This window comes from Bradyrhizobium canariense (genome assembly GCF_018130465.1).
Classification (GTDB): Bacteria; Pseudomonadota; Alphaproteobacteria; order Rhizobiales; family Xanthobacteraceae; genus Bradyrhizobium; species Bradyrhizobium canariense_C.
In genome coordinates this window covers 358,099-373,930 of sequence record NZ_JAFCKJ010000001.1, presented here as the reverse complement: position 1 = coordinate 373,930, position 15,832 = coordinate 358,099, and the positions used below count along the sequence as shown (strand labels likewise).

14 protein-coding genes and 1 riboswitch are annotated in these 15,832 nt (G+C 65.9%); of the genes, 5 read left to right on the top strand and 9 right to left on the bottom strand.

Features of this window, described 5'->3' with window-relative positions; translation table 11 throughout:
- Window position 1: 1 nt before the first annotated feature.
- From JQ591_RS01590 to JQ591_RS01570, 5 genes are read right to left on the bottom strand one after another with little or no spacing between them, the layout of a single operon-like run.
- Window positions 2-631 (bottom strand): precorrin-8X methylmutase, encoded by a 630-nt coding sequence (locus JQ591_RS01590; protein WP_211394301.1) that lies wholly within the window; start codon window positions 629-631, stop codon window positions 2-4.
- Window positions 631-1,794 carry a precorrin-3B synthase gene (cobG, locus tag JQ591_RS01585; protein ID WP_211394300.1) on the bottom strand — a complete coding sequence of 388 codons (1,164 nt, stop codon included), beginning with the start codon at window positions 1,792-1,794 and terminating at the stop codon, window positions 631-633. The genes JQ591_RS01590 and cobG overlap by 1 nt, the downstream gene beginning before the upstream one ends.
- Window positions 1,791-5,039, bottom strand: coding sequence for a cobaltochelatase subunit CobN (cobN, locus tag JQ591_RS01580; RefSeq protein WP_211394299.1), 3,249 nt, complete (start codon window positions 5,037-5,039; stop codon window positions 1,791-1,793). Before cobN ends, cobG begins: the two co-directional genes overlap by 4 nt.
- Entirely contained in the window at window positions 5,039-6,073 is a 1,035-nt protein-coding gene (cobW, locus tag JQ591_RS01575; RefSeq protein ID WP_211394298.1) for a cobalamin biosynthesis protein CobW, read from the bottom strand. The genes cobN and cobW overlap by 1 nt, the downstream gene beginning before the upstream one ends.
- Window positions 6,070-6,453, bottom strand: a complete 384-nt coding sequence (locus JQ591_RS01570) for a DUF1636 family protein (RefSeq protein ID WP_211394297.1) — start codon at window positions 6,451-6,453, stop codon at window positions 6,070-6,072. Before JQ591_RS01570 ends, cobW begins: the two co-directional genes overlap by 4 nt.
- A gap of 95 nt (window positions 6,454-6,548) precedes the next feature.
- Window positions 6,549-6,769, bottom strand: a riboswitch (cobalamin riboswitch).
- Between the two features lie 40 nt (window positions 6,770-6,809).
- Between JQ591_RS01570 and cobO the strand changes: the two genes are divergently transcribed.
- The gene (gene cobO / locus JQ591_RS01565) at window positions 6,810-7,445 is read left to right on the top strand and encodes a cob(I)yrinic acid a,c-diamide adenosyltransferase (protein ID WP_211394296.1); all 636 of its coding nucleotides are present in this window, start codon (window positions 6,810-6,812) and stop codon (window positions 7,443-7,445) included.
- A 10-nt stretch (window positions 7,446-7,455) separates the two neighbouring features.
- Window positions 7,456-8,904 carry a cobyric acid synthase gene (locus tag JQ591_RS01560; protein ID WP_211394295.1) on the top strand — a complete coding sequence of 483 codons (1,449 nt, stop codon included), beginning with the start codon at window positions 7,456-7,458 and terminating at the stop codon, window positions 8,902-8,904.
- Here JQ591_RS01560 and cobD read toward each other — a convergent pair.
- Both cobD and cbiB read right to left on the bottom strand, forming a co-directional pair.
- Window positions 8,893-9,855, bottom strand: coding sequence for a threonine-phosphate decarboxylase CobD (gene cobD / locus JQ591_RS01555; protein ID WP_211394294.1), 963 nt, complete (start codon window positions 9,853-9,855; stop codon window positions 8,893-8,895). The two genes, JQ591_RS01560 and cobD, sit on opposite strands and share 12 nt — an antisense overlap.
- A gap of 11 nt (window positions 9,856-9,866) precedes the next feature.
- Complete coding sequence (gene cbiB / locus JQ591_RS01550; RefSeq protein WP_349630357.1) at window positions 9,867-10,808, bottom strand: adenosylcobinamide-phosphate synthase CbiB; 942 nt, start codon at window positions 10,806-10,808, stop codon at window positions 9,867-9,869.
- Between the two features lie 121 nt (window positions 10,809-10,929).
- Here cbiB and cobU point away from each other — a divergent pair, with 121 nt between their 5' ends.
- The 3 genes from cobU to bluB are packed head-to-tail and all read left to right on the top strand — an operon-like array spanning window position 10,930 to window position 12,849.
- Window positions 10,930-11,433, top strand: coding sequence for a bifunctional adenosylcobinamide kinase/adenosylcobinamide-phosphate guanylyltransferase (gene cobU / locus JQ591_RS01545; protein ID WP_211394292.1), 504 nt, complete (start codon window positions 10,930-10,932; stop codon window positions 11,431-11,433).
- Window positions 11,430-12,212: an adenosylcobinamide-GDP ribazoletransferase gene (gene cobS, locus JQ591_RS01540; protein ID WP_211394291.1), complete on the top strand. Its 783-nt coding sequence runs from the start codon at window positions 11,430-11,432 to the stop codon at window positions 12,210-12,212. Before cobU ends, cobS begins: the two co-directional genes overlap by 4 nt.
- A gap of 4 nt (window positions 12,213-12,216) precedes the next feature.
- Complete coding sequence (gene bluB / locus JQ591_RS01535; RefSeq protein ID WP_211394290.1) at window positions 12,217-12,849, top strand: 5,6-dimethylbenzimidazole synthase; 633 nt, start codon at window positions 12,217-12,219, stop codon at window positions 12,847-12,849.
- 26 nt (window positions 12,850-12,875) lie between these two features.
- Here the strand turns inward: bluB and JQ591_RS01530 are convergent, their stop codons facing one another.
- Complete coding sequence (locus JQ591_RS01530) at window positions 12,876-14,015, bottom strand: hypothetical protein (protein WP_211394288.1); 1,140 nt, start codon at window positions 14,013-14,015, stop codon at window positions 12,876-12,878.
- Between the two features lie 115 nt (window positions 14,016-14,130).
- On the bottom strand, window positions 14,131-15,825 hold the full coding sequence (locus JQ591_RS01525; RefSeq protein WP_211394287.1) for a ShlB/FhaC/HecB family hemolysin secretion/activation protein: 1,695 nt from the start codon (window positions 15,823-15,825) through the stop codon (window positions 14,131-14,133).
- Window positions 15,826-15,832: the final 7 nt, after the last annotated feature.

Here is a 15,832-nt window from a genome sequence, read left to right as displayed (position 1 = left end):
GCTATTCCCTCCGGCTCGCCAGCGCATTCACGGCGGCGACCGTGATCGCGGAACCGCCGAGGCGGCCCTCGACCGTCAGCGCCGGCACCGGCGGATCGGCCATCAGCGCAGCCTTGGATTCGGCCGCACCGACAAAACCGACGGGACAGCCGATGATCGCCGCGGGCCGCGGGCAGTCCCGGTCCTCCAACATGTTGAGGAGATGAAACAACGCGGTCGGCGCGTTGCCGATCGCCACGATCGCGCCGTCGAGATGCGGCCGCCATAGCTCCAGGGCCGCGGCCGAACGGGTGTTGCGCATGGACTGCGCGAGCGCGGGAACGGTCTCGTCGCCCAACGTGCAGATGACGGCGTTGGCGGCAGGAAGCCGCGCGCGCGTAATTCCTTCGGACACCATGCGCGCGTCGCACAGGATCGGTGCGCCCTTCTGCAAGGCCGCGCGCGCAGCGACCGCCATGCCTGATGTGAAGCGGATATGTGCCTCCAGGCCGACCATGCCGGCGGCATGGATCATCCGCACCACCACCTGCTCCTCGTCCGGCGTGAAGCGCGCAAGATCGGCTTCAGCCCGGATGGTCGCAAAGGACTGCCGGTAGATCGTCGCGCCATCGGTCTCATAGCGATGCGGCATCAGTGCCCTCCCATCAGGATGGAGGGATTTCCGACGATGTCGTCGCGGTTCAGCCCACGCAGGATGGGCTCATCGCGTGTCGACCCACCGCGCACGAGATCGAAGCCTGCGCCGGTCGCGACCAGAGTGATGGCGGCCGCACCGGAATGGGCACAGCCCTTGGCACAGCCGGAGACGTGTAGCCGTGCGGCCGCGCCGATGTTCGGGGCCAGGGCCGCGGCAAGGCCGCGGGTATCGGCATGCGCCTCGCGACAGCGTGGCGCACCGCTACAGGCGATGACGCGCAGCGCAGGGTCGTAGGCCTCGGTGATAAGACCGGTCGCGTTCGGCATCACGCGCTTGCCTTCGCTCAAAACCATCCGCCATGGCGTCATGCGCAGCGCATGTCCGCAACCGGCGAACTGGTTGAGCGTCGCATGCGCCATTTGTCCGAAGGCGATCCCGACCATCGCGCCTTGCGAATAGAGGCCGGGCCGCGCCGCGGCCATGATCGGTGACGGCTCGGCCTCGCCGCGCAATGCCGCCGGCAAAATTGCACCGGCGGCAAGATGCGCCGCCATCCGCCCTCGCCCGCCTCTGGCGCCGCCCGAGATCACGAACCAGTTGGCGAATGCAAGCACGGTGCTCACGGCCTCGCCACGCGCGACGGAACGGCCGAATTTGCCGCCATCAGCCCGCACCAGCAGTCCGCCAGAACGATCACGCTCGATCCGCACGTCCGCGGAATCGCCCGCCAGCACGCGTGAGGTGCCGTCATCGATGGCGAAGCCGAACTTGGTTGGAAGTTCGAGCTCGCTATCGGCGAGCGCCTCCTCGAGCTCGGCGGCGAGCGATTGGGTCTCGTCCCCGGCACGCCAGAACGGCGTCACAAGGATGTTGCGACGGGATTCGGTCTCAGCATCCGGATCGAGCAGCGCCAGTTGCGAAAGGCCGTCGAGCAGCAGCCTATGGCTGGTCTCGTTGACGCCCCTGATCTGGAGATTGGCTCGGCTGGTCACGTCGATCAGGCCGTTGCCATGGCGTTCGGCGAGATGGGCCAGTCCGGCGATCTGTGCCGCATCGAGCCGTCCGCCGAACGGACGCACGCGGACCACGAGCCCGTCGCCCGATTGCATCGGGCGCAGCGCGCCGGGACACCAACCCTTGACCACGGAAGCGCTCATGACGCCTCCCGCAGCGCAGCCGCAATCGAATTGCGACGCGTTCGCCAGAGCGAGGCCTCATGCAGGCGCGTGAAACACGTCTCCATCGCCGCCAGTGCCGCCGGATTTTCGCGGGCCATGAAGGCGCGGACGTCGTCATGGCCGAGCGTCGCATCGTAGTAGAGGTCGAACAGATGCGGCGGCACGGCGCCGGCCAGATGGGCGAAGGCGGCCATGTGCTCGAGCGTTGCGGTGATCTCGGCCGCCCCGCGAAAACCGTGGCGCATCATGCCGGCGATCCAGGCCGGATTGGCCGCGCGCGCCCGGACGACACGGGAGATTTCCTCGGTCAGCGTACGCGCATGCGGCTGCTCGGGCCGCGTCGTGTCGAGATGATAGAGCGATGGTCCTGCCGCACCGAGATGTACTGCGGCGGCCGCAATGCCGGCTTCATGCGCGGCATAGTCGGCTGCGAGCAGAAGATCGGTTTCCGGCAAATCCTGCACGTGGACAAAAGCATCGGCCGACAGGAGCCGCGACTCGATACCGGCACGATCAGGCTTGATCTCGCCATCGGCCGAGAACGCCCATGACGATGCCGAGAGCCAGGCTTCGCCGGCGGCTTCGCGCGTCTCCGGCGTGAAGGCATCCGGGATTGCCGAGAGGCCCACGCCGTATTGTCCGGGACGCGGCGCGAACACGCGCGATGTGCGATGGCGATATGGATTTTCGTCGCCCTCGTCCTCGCGCGCCGACAGCGCCTCGGCTGCCGCCTCGAACAATTGCGCAAGGCCTGAGAAGACGTCGCGAAACAGGCCCGAGACACGCAGCGTGACGTCGATGCGAGGCCGGCCAAGCTCGGCAGGCGCGATGATATCGTAGCCGGTCACCCGGCCGGAAGCGTGATCCCAGCGCGGTGCAAGGCCGGCCAGATGCAGCGCCATGGCAAACTCTTCGCCTGCGGTGCGCATCGTCGCCGAGCCCCAGAGATCGACGACAAGGCCCTTCGGCCAGTCGCCATGATCCTGCAAATGGCGGCGCAGCAGCTCTTCGGCGAGCTTGATGCCTTGCGCATGCGCCGACGGCGTCGGCACCGCGCGCGGATCGACGGCGAAAAGGTTGCGTCCCGTGGGCAGCACGTCCTGGCGGCCGCGATAGGGTGAGCCCGACGGCCCCGGCGCGACGCGCCCGCCCGCAAGCGCGGCACGCAGCGCGTCGCGCTCCGCTTCACCGCAGGCGCCGCGGCCGAACACGTGCAGGCCGTCGCCGAACTGGCTTTCCTTGAGATCGCAGACGAAGCGGTCGATCCGCGGGATCGCTTCGGCGGGCGCGGCCGCTGCATCGAGGCCAAGATCGTCTTCGAGGCTTGCCGCGCGTGCCTCGTCACGGATCGCGGCGATCAGGCGCTGGCGGCGTGCGGGATCGAGGCCATCGGCCGTCGAGTACTCGTCGAGGAGCTGTTCGAGCCTGCGCAACCCGTCTGGCACCGACGATGCTGCCAGCGGCGGCGGCAGATGGCCGATCGTGACGGCACCCAAGCGCCGCTTGGCCTGCGCGGCCTCGCCGGGATCGTTGACGATGAAGGGATAGATGACGGGCAAATCGCCGATCAGGGCTTCCGGCCAGCACGCCTGCGACAGCGCCACGGATTTTCCGGGCAGCCATTCCAGCGTGCCGTGCGCGCCCATGTGCACGACGGCATCACAGCCCTGCCCTCGGAGCCAGAGATAGAACGCGACATAGGCGTGGCGCGGCGTGCGGGCGAGATCGTGATAGTCGGCATCGCGCGCGGTCGCATCGCCGCGCTCCGGCTGAACCGCGATGATCGACCGGCCGCATTGAATCGCGGCGAAATGGAACGCGCCGTCGCGACAACCCGGATCGTTCTCCGGCGTGCCCCAGGCTTGCGCGAGGTCATCCTGCAACACTTGCGGAAGGCGCGAGAGCGCCGCGCGGTAATCGGCGACGCTCCAGCTCAAGGTCTGCTTGAGCAGCGTCTCGCCGAGTCCGTGGATCGGCGCGACATCGAAGCCGGCCTCCGCGAGGTCGGACACCAAAGCCTCGACTGAGGCCAGCGCATCGAGACCAACCGCATGCGCGATCTGATGCGGGCGGCCCGGATAGTTGGAGAGCACGAGCGCCATCCGCTTTTTGGCGGCCGGCTTCTCCGCAAGGCGCTGCCAGGCCGCAACGCGCGCGACGATGGCCTTCACGCGCTCCTCGTCGGGCCTGTGTGCCAGATGCGAAAATTGCAAATCGGGATCGCGCATCGCTGCCGATTTGAAGCTCACCACGCCCGCAAACAGACGGCCGTCGACCTCGGGCAGCACCACGTGCATCGCGAGGTCGCCGGGCGACAGGCCGCGGAGCGAGCTCGCCCAGTCCTCGCGCCGTGCCGTGGAGAGCGCGACCTGGAACACCGGGCAGGATGCGGCATCGAACGGCGTCGTGCCGTCGTCGCCCATCGCCGAGAACGCCGTCGCATTGACGATCGCAGCCGGAGGATTTTGAGCAAGATAGTCCCCTAGCCAATTCGCAACGCCCGGGGCCTTCAGCGAGGCGACGAACACGCCATGCGCGTCAAACTCGCGCTCGCGCAGCGCCGCGACCAGAGCATCGACCGGGCCGGTGTCCGCGGCGGTGAGATAGGAGCGATAGAAGATCACCAGCGCGCGCGGCTTCCCTTCGCAGGCCTGCGGCCTTGCGATGACGCCGCGCGCGGGGTCGTAAAAGCCCATCTCGGGGACGGTCATCTCCCCGATCACGGGGCCGGCATAGAGACCGGAGGCCAACGCAAGCTGCGCGATCGCCGCTTGCGATGCGACGGGGCCACCGGTGTCGCAGAGCACCTTGAGCCGACGCAGTGTCGAGACCGGCAGGGTCGAATACGCATCCAGCCGCGTATCGTCGCGGCCGTCGGCCGGCAGCACGGCCAGCACGATACCGCGGTCCTTCGCCAGTTGCTGCAGGGCCGCGAGCCCATACGACCAATAGGATTCCCCGCCGATCAGACGCACGAGGATGCCGCGCGCCTGCGCAAGAGTGCGCTCGATATAGGTGTCGACCGAGAGCGGATGACGGAGTTCTGCGAGATTGACGAGCCGCAGCGACGGCAGGCTGTCGCGGCCACGGCGCCAGCCGGCCGCGAACGCGGCAAGATCGGAATCCGAATACGAGAGCACCACGAGATCGGCCGGGTCCTGGCCGATGTCCCTTGGCGTCGCGGTCTCCTCGAGACCGCGGCTCTCGCGGAAGACGACGTGCATCAGACACCAAGTCCCGCTTTGATCGCGACCTCGTCGATATCGCCATGCTCGCCGATCACGACCAGCTTTGACCGCCTGACACCTGCGCCCCAGGGCTTGTCGAACTGGTGGCGCACGCGCTCGCCGACCGCTTGCAGCAAGAGGCGCATCGGCTTGCCTTCCACCGCGATGTAGCCCTTGACGCGCAGCACGTTTTGCTCGCGCGCCAGACGCTGAACGGATGCAACCAGCACATCGATGTCCGCGACCTCGGGAAGCTCGATCACGACGGAAGCAAAATCGTCGTGCTCGTGATCCTCCTCGCCGTCGTGATGCGAGGGACGCGCGGCGAGATCGTTCTCCGCGGCAGCTCCGAGACCGAGGATGACGCGCGCGTCGATCGCGCCGTCGGTGATCGCCAGCATCGGTACGCGGCGCGGCATCTCCGCGGTGATCGCCGCCTTCGCTGCTTCGAGCCCTGCCGCGCCCGCAAGATCCGCCTTGGTCAGCAGCACGATGTCGGCGCAGGCGATCTGGTCCTCGAACACTTCCGACAGCGGGGTCTCGTGATCGAGATTTTCATCCGCCGCGCGCTGCGCCTCGACGGCGTCAAGGTCGGGTGCGAAACGACCGGCGGCAACAGCTTCGGCGTCGGCCAGCGCGATCACGCCGTCGACCGTGATGCGCGAACGGATCTCCGGCCAGTCGAACGCCTTGAGCAGCGGCTTGGGCAGCGCCAGGCCCGAGGTCTCGATCAGGATGTGATCGGGCTTGACCGCCCGCGACAGCAACTTCTCCATGGTCGGAATGAAATCGTCTGCGACGGTGCAGCAGATGCAGCCATTGGCGAGCTCGATGATGTTCTCTTCCGGGCAATTCGCATCGGCGCAGGATTTCAGAATCTCGCCATCGACGCCCTCGCTGCCGAACTCGTTGACGAGCACCGCGAGCTTCTTGCCGTTGGCGTTGGCAAGCAGATGCTGGATCAGCGTGGTCTTGCCGGAGCCGAGAAAGCCCGTGACGACCGTGACCGGGATTTTTGCGAGCGAATTCATTCGGCGGCCTCCGGCACGACGGCCAAGGGGGAAATGGGGGGAATGCGGGCAAGCGATTGCTTGCGGAAGATCTCCGGGCGGCTGCGCCAAGGCACGATGCCGTCGGGCGCGGCCGCATAGGCCGCGGCGCCCGCGACCACGTCGCTCGCATTCGTATCCGACAGACGCCCATAGACATAGGACCAGCGGCCCGGCGCGCTGAGCGCGACCGAGCAACCCTGGCTGCATGCAGACAGGCATTCGACGGGAACCACGCTGACGCCGTCGGGCACGCCGGCCTCGAGGATCGCACCATGCAGGCGCTTGCCGGGGGTCGTCTCGCCCTCACCAAGCGTCTCGCCGGCCCGGCAGGTGATGCAGACATGAAGTGTGACGGTCATCGCTTCTTCCAGAATAAACAGCGGGAAGCGATGAGGCCCACGAACCGTTCTTGCGAAGGCCCGTTTCCCCGTCGCGGAACACCCCGTCCGCCGGTCCAAAATCGTCCGCGCTGGCAGGTCTCCCGGCTTGCAGAGCAGGGTTTGCACCCTTCGATCCCCGCCTTCCCGATCCCCAAGGGGATCAGTGGCTTCGGGCATCTCTCCGGTCACGGTCGCGGGGGCGGCTGCATTTTGGAACCAAATCTTGCCGATTCGGACCCTATCGCATTCCCTCTTCGCCTGTCGTAGGACAGGAACCAACGCCGGGCCACCATTTGCCCCAGACCGCCTCTTGTCAAGCCGAAGGACCCCGTCCGATGACGCCCGAACCGGATACCCAGACGGCCGACGAAACCGACGGCCGCCACGCCTCGAAAATGGCGAAGAAGAAGGCAGCCCGCGACAAGATCATGGCGACCAAGAGCGGTGAAAAGGGCCTCATCATCGTCCACACCGGCGCCGGCAAGGGAAAGTCCTCCTCGGCCTTCGGCATGATCGTCCGCTGCGTCGCCCATGGCTTCCCCTGCGCGGTCGTGCAGTTCATCAAGGGCGCCTGGGACACCGGCGAGCGCCGCATGCTCACCGGCCATTTCGGCGACCTCTGCCAATTCCACGCCATGGGCGAAGGTTTTACCTGGGAGACGCAGGACCGCGCCCGCGACATCGCCGCCGCGCGCGCCGGCTGGGAGAAGGCCAAGGAGCTGATCCTCGACCAGAACCTCCGCATGGTCGTTCTCGACGAGATCAACATCGCGCTGCGCTACGATTATCTCGACATCGCCGAGGTCGTCGATTTCCTGACGACGCAGAAGCCGCCGATGACGCATGTCGTGCTCACCGGCCGCAACGCCAAGGACGAGCTGATCGAGATCGCCGATCTCGTCACCGAGATGACGCTGGTCAAGCATCCCTTCCGCTCCGGCATCAAGGCGCAAGCCGGCGTCGAGTTCTAAGAAACTTGCGATGGCGCGCGCATTGATGATCCAGGGGGCCGGCTCGGACGTGGGCAAGTCGCTCATCGTCGCCGGCCTCTCGCGCGCCTTCACGCGACGCGGCTTGCGCGTGCTCCCGTTCAAGCCGCAGAACATGTCGAACAATGCGGCCGTCACCGTCGACGGCGGCGAGATCGGCCGCGCCCAGGCGCTCCAGGCGCTCGCCGCCCGCGCCGAGCCGCACACCGACATGAACCCGGTGCTGCTCAAGCCCGAGACCGATGTCGGCGCGCAGGTGATCGTGCAAGGAAAGCGCATCGCGACCGCGCGTGCGCGTGAATATGCGGCGATGAAGCCGTCTCTGATGGGCGCCGTGCTGGAGAGCTTTGAGCGGCTGAAGGCGCGCGCCGATCTCGTGCTGGTGGAAGGCGCCGGCAGCCCGGCCGAGGTGAACCTGCGCAAGGCCGACATCGCCAATATGGGCTTTGCGCGCAAGGCCGACGTGCCGGTCGTGCTGGTCGGCGACATCGACCGCGGCGGGGTCATCGCGCAACTCGTCGGCATCAAGACGGTGATCGACCCGGATGATGCCGCGATGGTCCAGGGATTTGTCATCAACAAGTTCCGCGGCGATCCCTCGTTGTTCGACGACGGCTACAAGCTGATCGAAGAAATGACCACATGGCGCGGCTTCGGCGTGCTGCCCTGGTTCGCGCGCGCCGGCGAGCTGCCGGCCGAGGATGCGCTGGGCCTGAGCGATGCGCGCAAGCCGGGCCAATGCAAGATCGCCTGTCTCGCGCTGTCGCGGATCGCCAATTTCGACGATCTCGATCCGCTCAAGCTCGAGCCTGGCGTCGATCTCGTGATGGTGCGGCCGGGCGAAGCAATTCCCGGGGACGTGCGCCTCGTCATCATCCCCGGCTCGAAATCCACGCGCGGCGATCTCGCCTTCCTGCGCGCCCAGGGCTGGGACATTGATCTCTTGGCGCATCACCGCAGAGGCGGCCATCTGCTCGGCCTCTGCGGCGGCTATCAGATGCTCGGAGGCAGCGTCACTGATCCCGATGGGATCGAGGGCCCCGCCGGCGACACACCGGGTCTCGGACTTCTCGATGTCACCACGGAGATGCGTGCGCAGAAGACGCTGACGCGTGTCGCGGCCGTGCATGTCGCGACGGATCAGCCGATTGAGGCCTATGAAATCCACATCGGCCGCACTGATGGGCCGGATCGCGCGCGGCCATTCGCAAAGCTGAATGGCGAACCGGAAGGCGCGATCTCGCGCGACGGACGCGTGCAGGGCAGCTATCTGCACGGCCTGTTCACGTCGGATGATTTCCGCAAGGCGTTTTTGGCAAAGCTCGACGTTCCCGCAGGCGACGAGCCCTATCACGCCAGGGTCGAGAGCGCGCTCGATGCGCTCGCCGATCACATCGAAGCCCATCTCGACGTTGAAGGCCTGCTCGCGCTAGCGCGCTAGAGCCTCGGCAAGGCGCGTCCATTCGGATTCGCTGCCCGGAAGCCCGAGCCGCAGCCATGTCGGCTCTCGCGCGAACACGCGCGACCAGATCTGGCTACGCGCCAGCTTCTCCTGCGAGGCAAGCGCGTCAGGCGTCCCGTAGAGACGAAACAGCCGCGTCCCGCCAACGACCGTCCAGCCTTGCGCCTGCACCATGCCGTCGAGGCGAGCGCAGTCTCGCGCGAGCCGCGCGGACGTGGCCTCGGCCCAGGCATCGTCACGCAGAGCGCGGCCGCCGATCGCGATCGCCGCTCCCGAGACCGGCCAGGGCCCCGACATCGATGCGATCCTGGCGATGTCGGGCGAATTGCCGAGCGCGAAGCCGAGCCGCAGGCCGGCAAGGCCATAGAACTTTCCGAAGGAGCGCAGGATCAGCAGCCCCGGCCGATCCTCAGATGCAAGTGAAAGCTGCGGCGCCACATCGGCAAAGCTCTCGTCGATGACGAGACGGCCGACGCGCGGCAGCAGCGCCAGCAAATCCTTTGGCGTATGGCACCGGCCGTCAGGATTGTTGGGATTGACGACAATGGCGAGGTCCGCGCCCGCCAGCGCGTCGAGTTCCCCGACCTCCTGGACCTCCCAGCCCGCAACCGAGAGGACCCCGGCATATTCATTGTACGTCGGCGCGAGGATGCGCACGCGGCCGGGTGGCGCGAGTTGCGGCAGCAGTTGAATTGCAGCTTGAGCGCCGCCAAGCGCGACAACCGCCGCGCTCGTGCGGTAAGCGTGCCGCGCCGCCTGATGCAGCGCCTCGATCTCGGCGCGCGACGGCAACGCGCTCCACGCGCGCGAGCTCACCTCGCCCACGGGATAAGGCAGCCGGTTGATCCCCGTCGACAGATCGATCCAGTCCTCTGCCCGACCGCCGAAACGCTGGTGGGCCAGATCGAGATTTCCACCGTGCTCGCGCATGCGCTGTTCTTTCACGCGAAGGCCAGGATCGCAAGGATGCCGGCGAGCAGCAGCATGGCGCGGCGGTAAACCGTCAATCCCCGATCGATGTCGGCAGCAAGCGGATCACGCGCACCTTCGTTCAGCCATGGCTCGTTCGTGGTGCTGCCGTGATAGATCCGCGGACCGCTGAGCCGCACACCAAGCGCACCCGCCATGGCCGCTTCCGGCCAGCCGGCATTGGGCGAACGGTGACGGCGCGCATCCCGCGTCATGCACGACAGCGCCTCTGATCGCCGTGGCGCCAGCAGCACGAACAGAAATCCGGTCAGCCGCGCCGGAATGAAATTGGCGATATCGTCGATGCGCGCCGCGGCCCAGCCGAAGGCTTCGTGGCGTTCGGAGCGATGGCCGATCATGGAGTCCAGCGTGTTGATCGCCTTGTAGCCCAAAATGCCGGGCAAGCCGAACAACGCGCCCCAGAACACGGGTGCGACGATGCCGTCGGATGCATTCTCGGCGAGGCTCTCGATCGCCGCGCGCGCGATCCCGGCCTCGTCGAGCGCCAGGGGATCGCGGCCAACGATGCGCGAGACCGCGTCGCGTGCGGCGGCGATGTCACCGGCCCGCATGGGATTTGCGACGGCAGCAACGTGGTCGTGCAACGAGCGCAAGGCGACCAGCGGCCAGGCCAGGACGCCGACCAGCACGATCTGGATCCAACCCAAGGCAAGCAAGGACTGAAGCGCCCAGCCGAGCGCGACGGAGAACGCGATCACCACGAGCGCCCCCGCCATGCCGGCGGCGCGGCGGAAAGCCGGCGTATCGGACGAGCGATTCCAGCCACTGTCGATAGCGCTAATCAGCCAGCCCAGCCAGGTGACGGGATGGCCGATCCGCGCGAACAACCACGACGGCCAGCCCAACAGGGCATCCACCGCCATCGCCACCGCCATCGCTCCCGCAAAACCCACGCACGCCTCCCGTCCCGCCCCTGTTGCGCAAAGCGAGGGGCGAGCGCAAGCCCCCAGCTGGCGGATTTCGGCTTTGTCTTTGCCCGTGTTTGGTGATTAGTCAGGCCCACAGGAGACCTTTATGGCCGTCATCTTGATCACGGGTGGAGCGCGATCGGGCAAGAGCGCCCATGCGGAAAAACGCGCACGCAGCTTTCCGGGCCGACCCGTCTACATCGCGACGGCCGAGGCGCTCGACGCGGAAATGGAAGCACGCATTGAAAAGCATCGCAGACGGCGCTCAACCGATTGGATCGAGCGGGAGGTACCGCTCGATCTTCTGCAGGCGCTGATCGAAACCGATGGCGGCGGCCCTAGACTGGTGGACTGCCTGACCCTGTGGCTCTCCAACATGATGCATGCGCAGCGCGACTGGGATCACGAAGTCATGAAGCTCGCCGTCTTCCTGCGCGCCCAGAAGAGCCCCGTCGTCTTCGTCACCAACGAAGTCGGCCTCGGCATCGTCCCCGACAATGCGCTGGCGCGGAGCTTCCGCGACGCCGCCGGGTTCATGAACCAGGCCATCGCGGCCGTTGCCGACGAGGCCGAGTTCGTCGTCGCCGGCCTGCCGATGAAACTGAAATGATGCCGCGCGCCGAGCTTCTCAAAGACGTCATCGCCGATCTCAGGATGGCGGCATCGTTCGTGACGATCCTGCCCGTCGCATCGTCGAAGCCGGCGGGCGACGGCGCCGTCGCACGCGCGACCTGGGCGTTTCCCCTCGCCGGATTGCTGGTCGGGCTCGCCGGCGCTTTCGTCTACAAGGTCGCCAGCCGGTTCGGACTGACGCCGAACCTCGCCGCCCTGCTCGCACTGGCTACGACCGCCCTCATCACCGGCGCGCTGCACGAGGACGGCCTCGCCGATACTGCCGACGGGCTCGGCGGCGGCCGCACCCGCGAGCGCAAGCTCGAGATCATGCGCGATAGCCGGATCGGCACCTATGGCGCCTGCGCGCTGATCCTGTCGTTCGGCCTGCGTTGGAGCGCGCTCGCGGCGATCGCCAATCCGTGGGCCGTCGCGCTCGCGTTGTGCGCTGCGCACGCCGCGGCCCGCGCAGGAGTGCCGGCCTTTATGTCGTTGGTCCCCCCTGCGCGACCTGACGGCCTGTCGGCGAGTGCGGGATCACCGCCGGGCCGCAGCATCGCTATCGCCTTCGCCGTTGGAACCCTCGTGCTCGCGCTCGCGCTTGGGCCGGGCAAGGCGCTGGCGAGCCTGATCCTGCTCTCCCTCGCCGGCCTGATGCTGGCGCGACTTGCCATCCGCCAGATCGGCGGGCAGACCGGCGACATCCTCGGCGCGTTCGAGCAGACCGGCGAGATCCTGATCTTGCTGGTTGCCGCGGCCTTCCAGATCGGACGCTGACGTCATGGTCGAGTTCGACGACACCTTCCGCCAACATTTGCGCGAGCTGTTCGTGTGGCGCCGCGACGTGCGCCGCTTTCGCACCGACCCGTTGCCGGACGGCGCCATCGATCGCCTGATCGAGACGGCCTGTCTCTCACCCTCAGTCGGCCTCAGCCAGCCCTGGCGCTTCGTCATCGTCGATGACGAAGCGCGCCGTCGCGCCGTGATCGACGATTTCAAAGCGTGCAACGCCGATGCGCTGAATGCCTATGCCGGTGAGCGCGCAGCGCGCTACGCCACACTGAAGCTGTCGGGTCTCGAACAGGCCCCCGGCCACCTCGCCGTGTTCGCGGACAAGGCCAGCGACGTCGGTCACAGCCTCGGCCGCGCGACGATGCCGGAGACGACGGAATATTCCGTGGTCGCGGCGATCACCGCGATGTGGCTGGCCGCGCGCGCGGAAGGCATCGGGCTTGGCTGGGTATCGATCCTCCATCCGGATCGCATCCACGCCATTCTCGACGTGCCGGACACCTGGAAATTCATCGCCTATCTCTGCATCGGCTATCCGGAAATCGAATGCGACCGGCCTGAGCTGGAACAGGCGAAGTGGGAGCACCGGCGCGGAGCGGAAGAATTCACGCTGCGGCGCTGATCGTCCCCACGAGCGATCCGCACCATTCACTTCGCAAGTTCAACAATCTTGCGCTCTACAAGGACTTTCAGCAGTGCGCCTGTCCCGCACTGAATAGATTTTGCACTAGGATCAAATACGCCATCACTCACAAACTTGCCGGAGATATACAAATTAGTGCACCCCCAAACGGAGGGTGATCTGACATTGTGCGTACGATAACCAAAACCGTCGAAGCTCTCCAACCTATACAGGATCGCTCCAACACCGGACCAATCGGCGTTCTGCCAACGGTAGAGGCCTACGATGTCGACCGCACTATCCTCCCATGAAAATGGCGGATCGCCTAGCAGCGGTCGCCCTCTCGGTACGGTCACGGTTCTGGCTGAAAGCGAATCCCCATTGAGGTGACGCGAGAAATCACCGCTGCAGCATTCATTGTGCAGCAATCCTACGACGAACCACGGCACGCCTGTCTTAGTCTCTATTGCCTGATATCGCTCCTTGTTCGTCTTGATGCGCTCGGCGATCCTGTCCAGGTCGGGCACGCGTCGGGGATCGACGATCACCTGATCAAAGAGTTGCTCATTCTCCGTCTGCATAGCTTTGGGATCGAGCCGCGTGGCGAGGGCCGACGTACTCGGTACGGTAATGTTGCTGTCCTGTCTCGCGTATCCCACTTCGCCATAATGCCACTCCAGCTCTCGCTTCAGCTTGAACACTTCAATCTGCTCGACTTCACTGGGTTTCGAAAGCGCGCCGAGATGCGCCGCACGCATCTCCTTGTCATTGATACTCAACCTTATCGCGTCACGGCGCTTCTCCAGATTTTCGTGATACAGCTTCCATTGGTCCCTGCTTTCTTTGTCGGAAACATAGGAGAAATATTCCGAGAAGCGCAGGCGCAGCTCGATGTCCTGGTTCAGGGCCGTGTCGATGAATTTCGAAATGTAGGTCTGGTGCAGGTCCTGCGCCTTGCTCTCGATCTCCTTTTGCTTGAGAGCGACTTCCTGCTGGGCCTTTTTCAGATCGAGCTGTGCCTTGTAGGCGTCGACCGCAGCGGGAATGGCGACAGCCACGCCGCCGCTGATCAGCGTCCCCCAAATGGCCTGCCAGAAGCCGAGGCGCAGGCGATAACGCTCCAGGCTCAGCGGGACCTGCTCGGGATTTGGGTCTGTGGCGGCCATTTGCGTTCGCCCGTCCAGTAGCGGAACTGGCCCATGCAACCGCAAGGCGTCGATTTAATCAACCCCGGAATATCGACCCGGGCGGCGAGTGCTGCCGAACACTCCGCCGAAATCGCTACGACTTGCTCCTGCCGGCCACTGCCGCCACAGGCGCGGGGCTTTCCTGTTTCTGGAACATCAACAACGGCCGGAAAATGACGCGGCCATAGGCCTCGTAGTGGTTCTGGGTCGAGACAGCCATCTTCAGCGGCGTCGCGTAGTTCGCCTCGAACGTCATGAACGACGCGTAGGTCCAGGAGAAGCCGACGCCGACCGAGCCCAACTCGGTGATCCCGGGGAACGTCGAATACACCGCACCCCAGTCGGTGAAGATGTAGGTGTCGAAGCCCCTGAGCCATTGCGACCAGTTGTAGTGCAGCTCGGCGTTGAAATAATAGCCGCTGTCGCCGGACGCCGAGTTGGAAGGATAACCGCGCACGGTGGTGGGACCGCCGATCGAGAAGATCTGGTCGCCCGGCAGCAGCTTTTCCTGTGTGTACTGCCAGCTCGCCAGCACGTTGGTGCTGAAGTTCGCCGGACCCGCGGCGCTGGTCGCGAACATCGAGCCGGTATAGGTGTTAAACGTGCGATTATTGCCGAGCACGTGGTCTTGCCATGTGATGTAATTCACCGCCGGCGAGACCGTGATCGAATAGGTGTTGCCGGAATTGGTCACCGAGACCCCGGCCGTGGCCTTGTCGTAATGGTCGTTGGTCACGTCGACCGTGGCGAAGCGGCTGACCGTCTTGCCCTCGGTCTCGGCGGCGTTGAACAGCACCAGCCAGTTCTGCGTCACCCAGATCGGCTGGCTGAAATTGACCGCGGCCTGGCTCGAGCGTCCGGTGACGTCGAGCGCGACGAACGGTCCCTGGATGATCTTGATCTTGCCTTCGGTATAGCTGACACCGGCACGGCCGCCCCAGGGATTGACCGGGATGCTGTAGGCGACGTTGCCGTTTAGATTGCCGTCGGAACGGACGCCGTAGAAGGTCAGGCGGTCGTCGACGCCGAACAGGCCGTGGCGCTTGTAGAAGGCTCCGCCCTCCCACCGGCCGGTGTTTTCCGCGCCCTGGTTGTCGGTGAAGAGCTGCAAGGTATCGACCGGCGGCTCGATCACCGCGAACTGGAGATCGGTCAGGCCGAAGCTCGTGCCGGGCTGGAGCAGCGCCTTGATCTGCACGTCGTTGGTTCGGTTGAACCAGATCACGTCGCGATTGAGTTTTGGAACGTCGAGGACCTCGCCTTCGGGCTCCTTCACGCGCTGAAGGATGTACTCGGTGCGGGTCTGCTTGTTGCCCTCGATGGTCGTCTTCTGGAGTCGGCCTTCGGTCAGCTTGACGCAGACGATGCCGCCCTTGGCATCCTGCTCGGGCAGTGTCGCTATGCCCGTGACGATGCCGCGCTCGGTATAGATGGCGTTGATGTCGGCGACGAGCTGCAACAGCGAGGCGATGTCGACGTTCTTGCCGACGTACTTCTTCGCGATCTCGTCGAGCTCGGCCGGCGTGATGAACTTGGAGGCGTCGAATTCGACCTTGCGCAGGCGGAATTTGGGCCCGCCCGGTTTCAGGAGCTGGGACTTCTCCCGCTCGCCGCCAATCACCGCCGGCCCGTTGAGCTTGGGCGGCGCGCTCTGCTGTTCGAGCTGCCGGCGTTGCCGGTCGACATCGTTCTGGATCACGCCGGGATTGATCGAGGGCACCTGCGCGCGCGCGGAAGCAATGCAGCAAGCTGCAAGCCCAACCCCAAACGCTGCCCCCCAGATCCGCATCCCGCGT

Excerpts from the sequence above, each read along its gene's own strand:
- JQ591_RS01590 (WP_211394301.1), bottom strand. The coding sequence starts at position 631 with ATGCCGCATCGCTATGAGACCGATGGCGCGACGATCTACCGGCAGTCC.
- cobG (WP_211394300.1), bottom strand. The coding sequence starts at position 1,794 with ATGAGCGCTTCCGTGGTCAAGGGTTGGTGTCCCGGCGCGCTGCGCCCG.
- cobN (WP_211394299.1), bottom strand. The coding sequence starts at position 5,039 with ATGCACGTCGTCTTCCGCGAGAGCCGCGGTCTCGAGGAGACCGCGACG.
- cobW (WP_211394298.1), bottom strand. The coding sequence starts at position 6,073 with ATGAATTCGCTCGCAAAAATCCCGGTCACGGTCGTCACGGGCTTTCTC.
- JQ591_RS01570 (WP_211394297.1), bottom strand. The coding sequence starts at position 6,453 with ATGACCGTCACACTTCATGTCTGCATCACCTGCCGGGCCGGCGAGACG.
- cobO (WP_211394296.1), top strand. The coding sequence starts at position 6,810 with ATGACGCCCGAACCGGATACCCAGACGGCCGACGAAACCGACGGCCGC.
- JQ591_RS01560 (WP_211394295.1), top strand. The coding sequence starts at position 7,456 with ATGGCGCGCGCATTGATGATCCAGGGGGCCGGCTCGGACGTGGGCAAG.
- cobD (WP_211394294.1), bottom strand. The coding sequence starts at position 9,855 with ATGCGCGAGCACGGTGGAAATCTCGATCTGGCCCACCAGCGTTTCGGC.
- cobU (WP_211394292.1), top strand. The coding sequence starts at position 10,930 with ATGGCCGTCATCTTGATCACGGGTGGAGCGCGATCGGGCAAGAGCGCC.
- cobS (WP_211394291.1), top strand. The coding sequence starts at position 11,430 with ATGATGCCGCGCGCCGAGCTTCTCAAAGACGTCATCGCCGATCTCAGG.
- bluB (WP_211394290.1), top strand. The coding sequence starts at position 12,217 with ATGGTCGAGTTCGACGACACCTTCCGCCAACATTTGCGCGAGCTGTTC.
- JQ591_RS01530 (WP_211394288.1), bottom strand. The coding sequence starts at position 14,015 with ATGGCCGCCACAGACCCAAATCCCGAGCAGGTCCCGCTGAGCCTGGAG.
- JQ591_RS01525 (WP_211394287.1), bottom strand. The coding sequence starts at position 15,825 with ATGCGGATCTGGGGGGCAGCGTTTGGGGTTGGGCTTGCAGCTTGCTGC.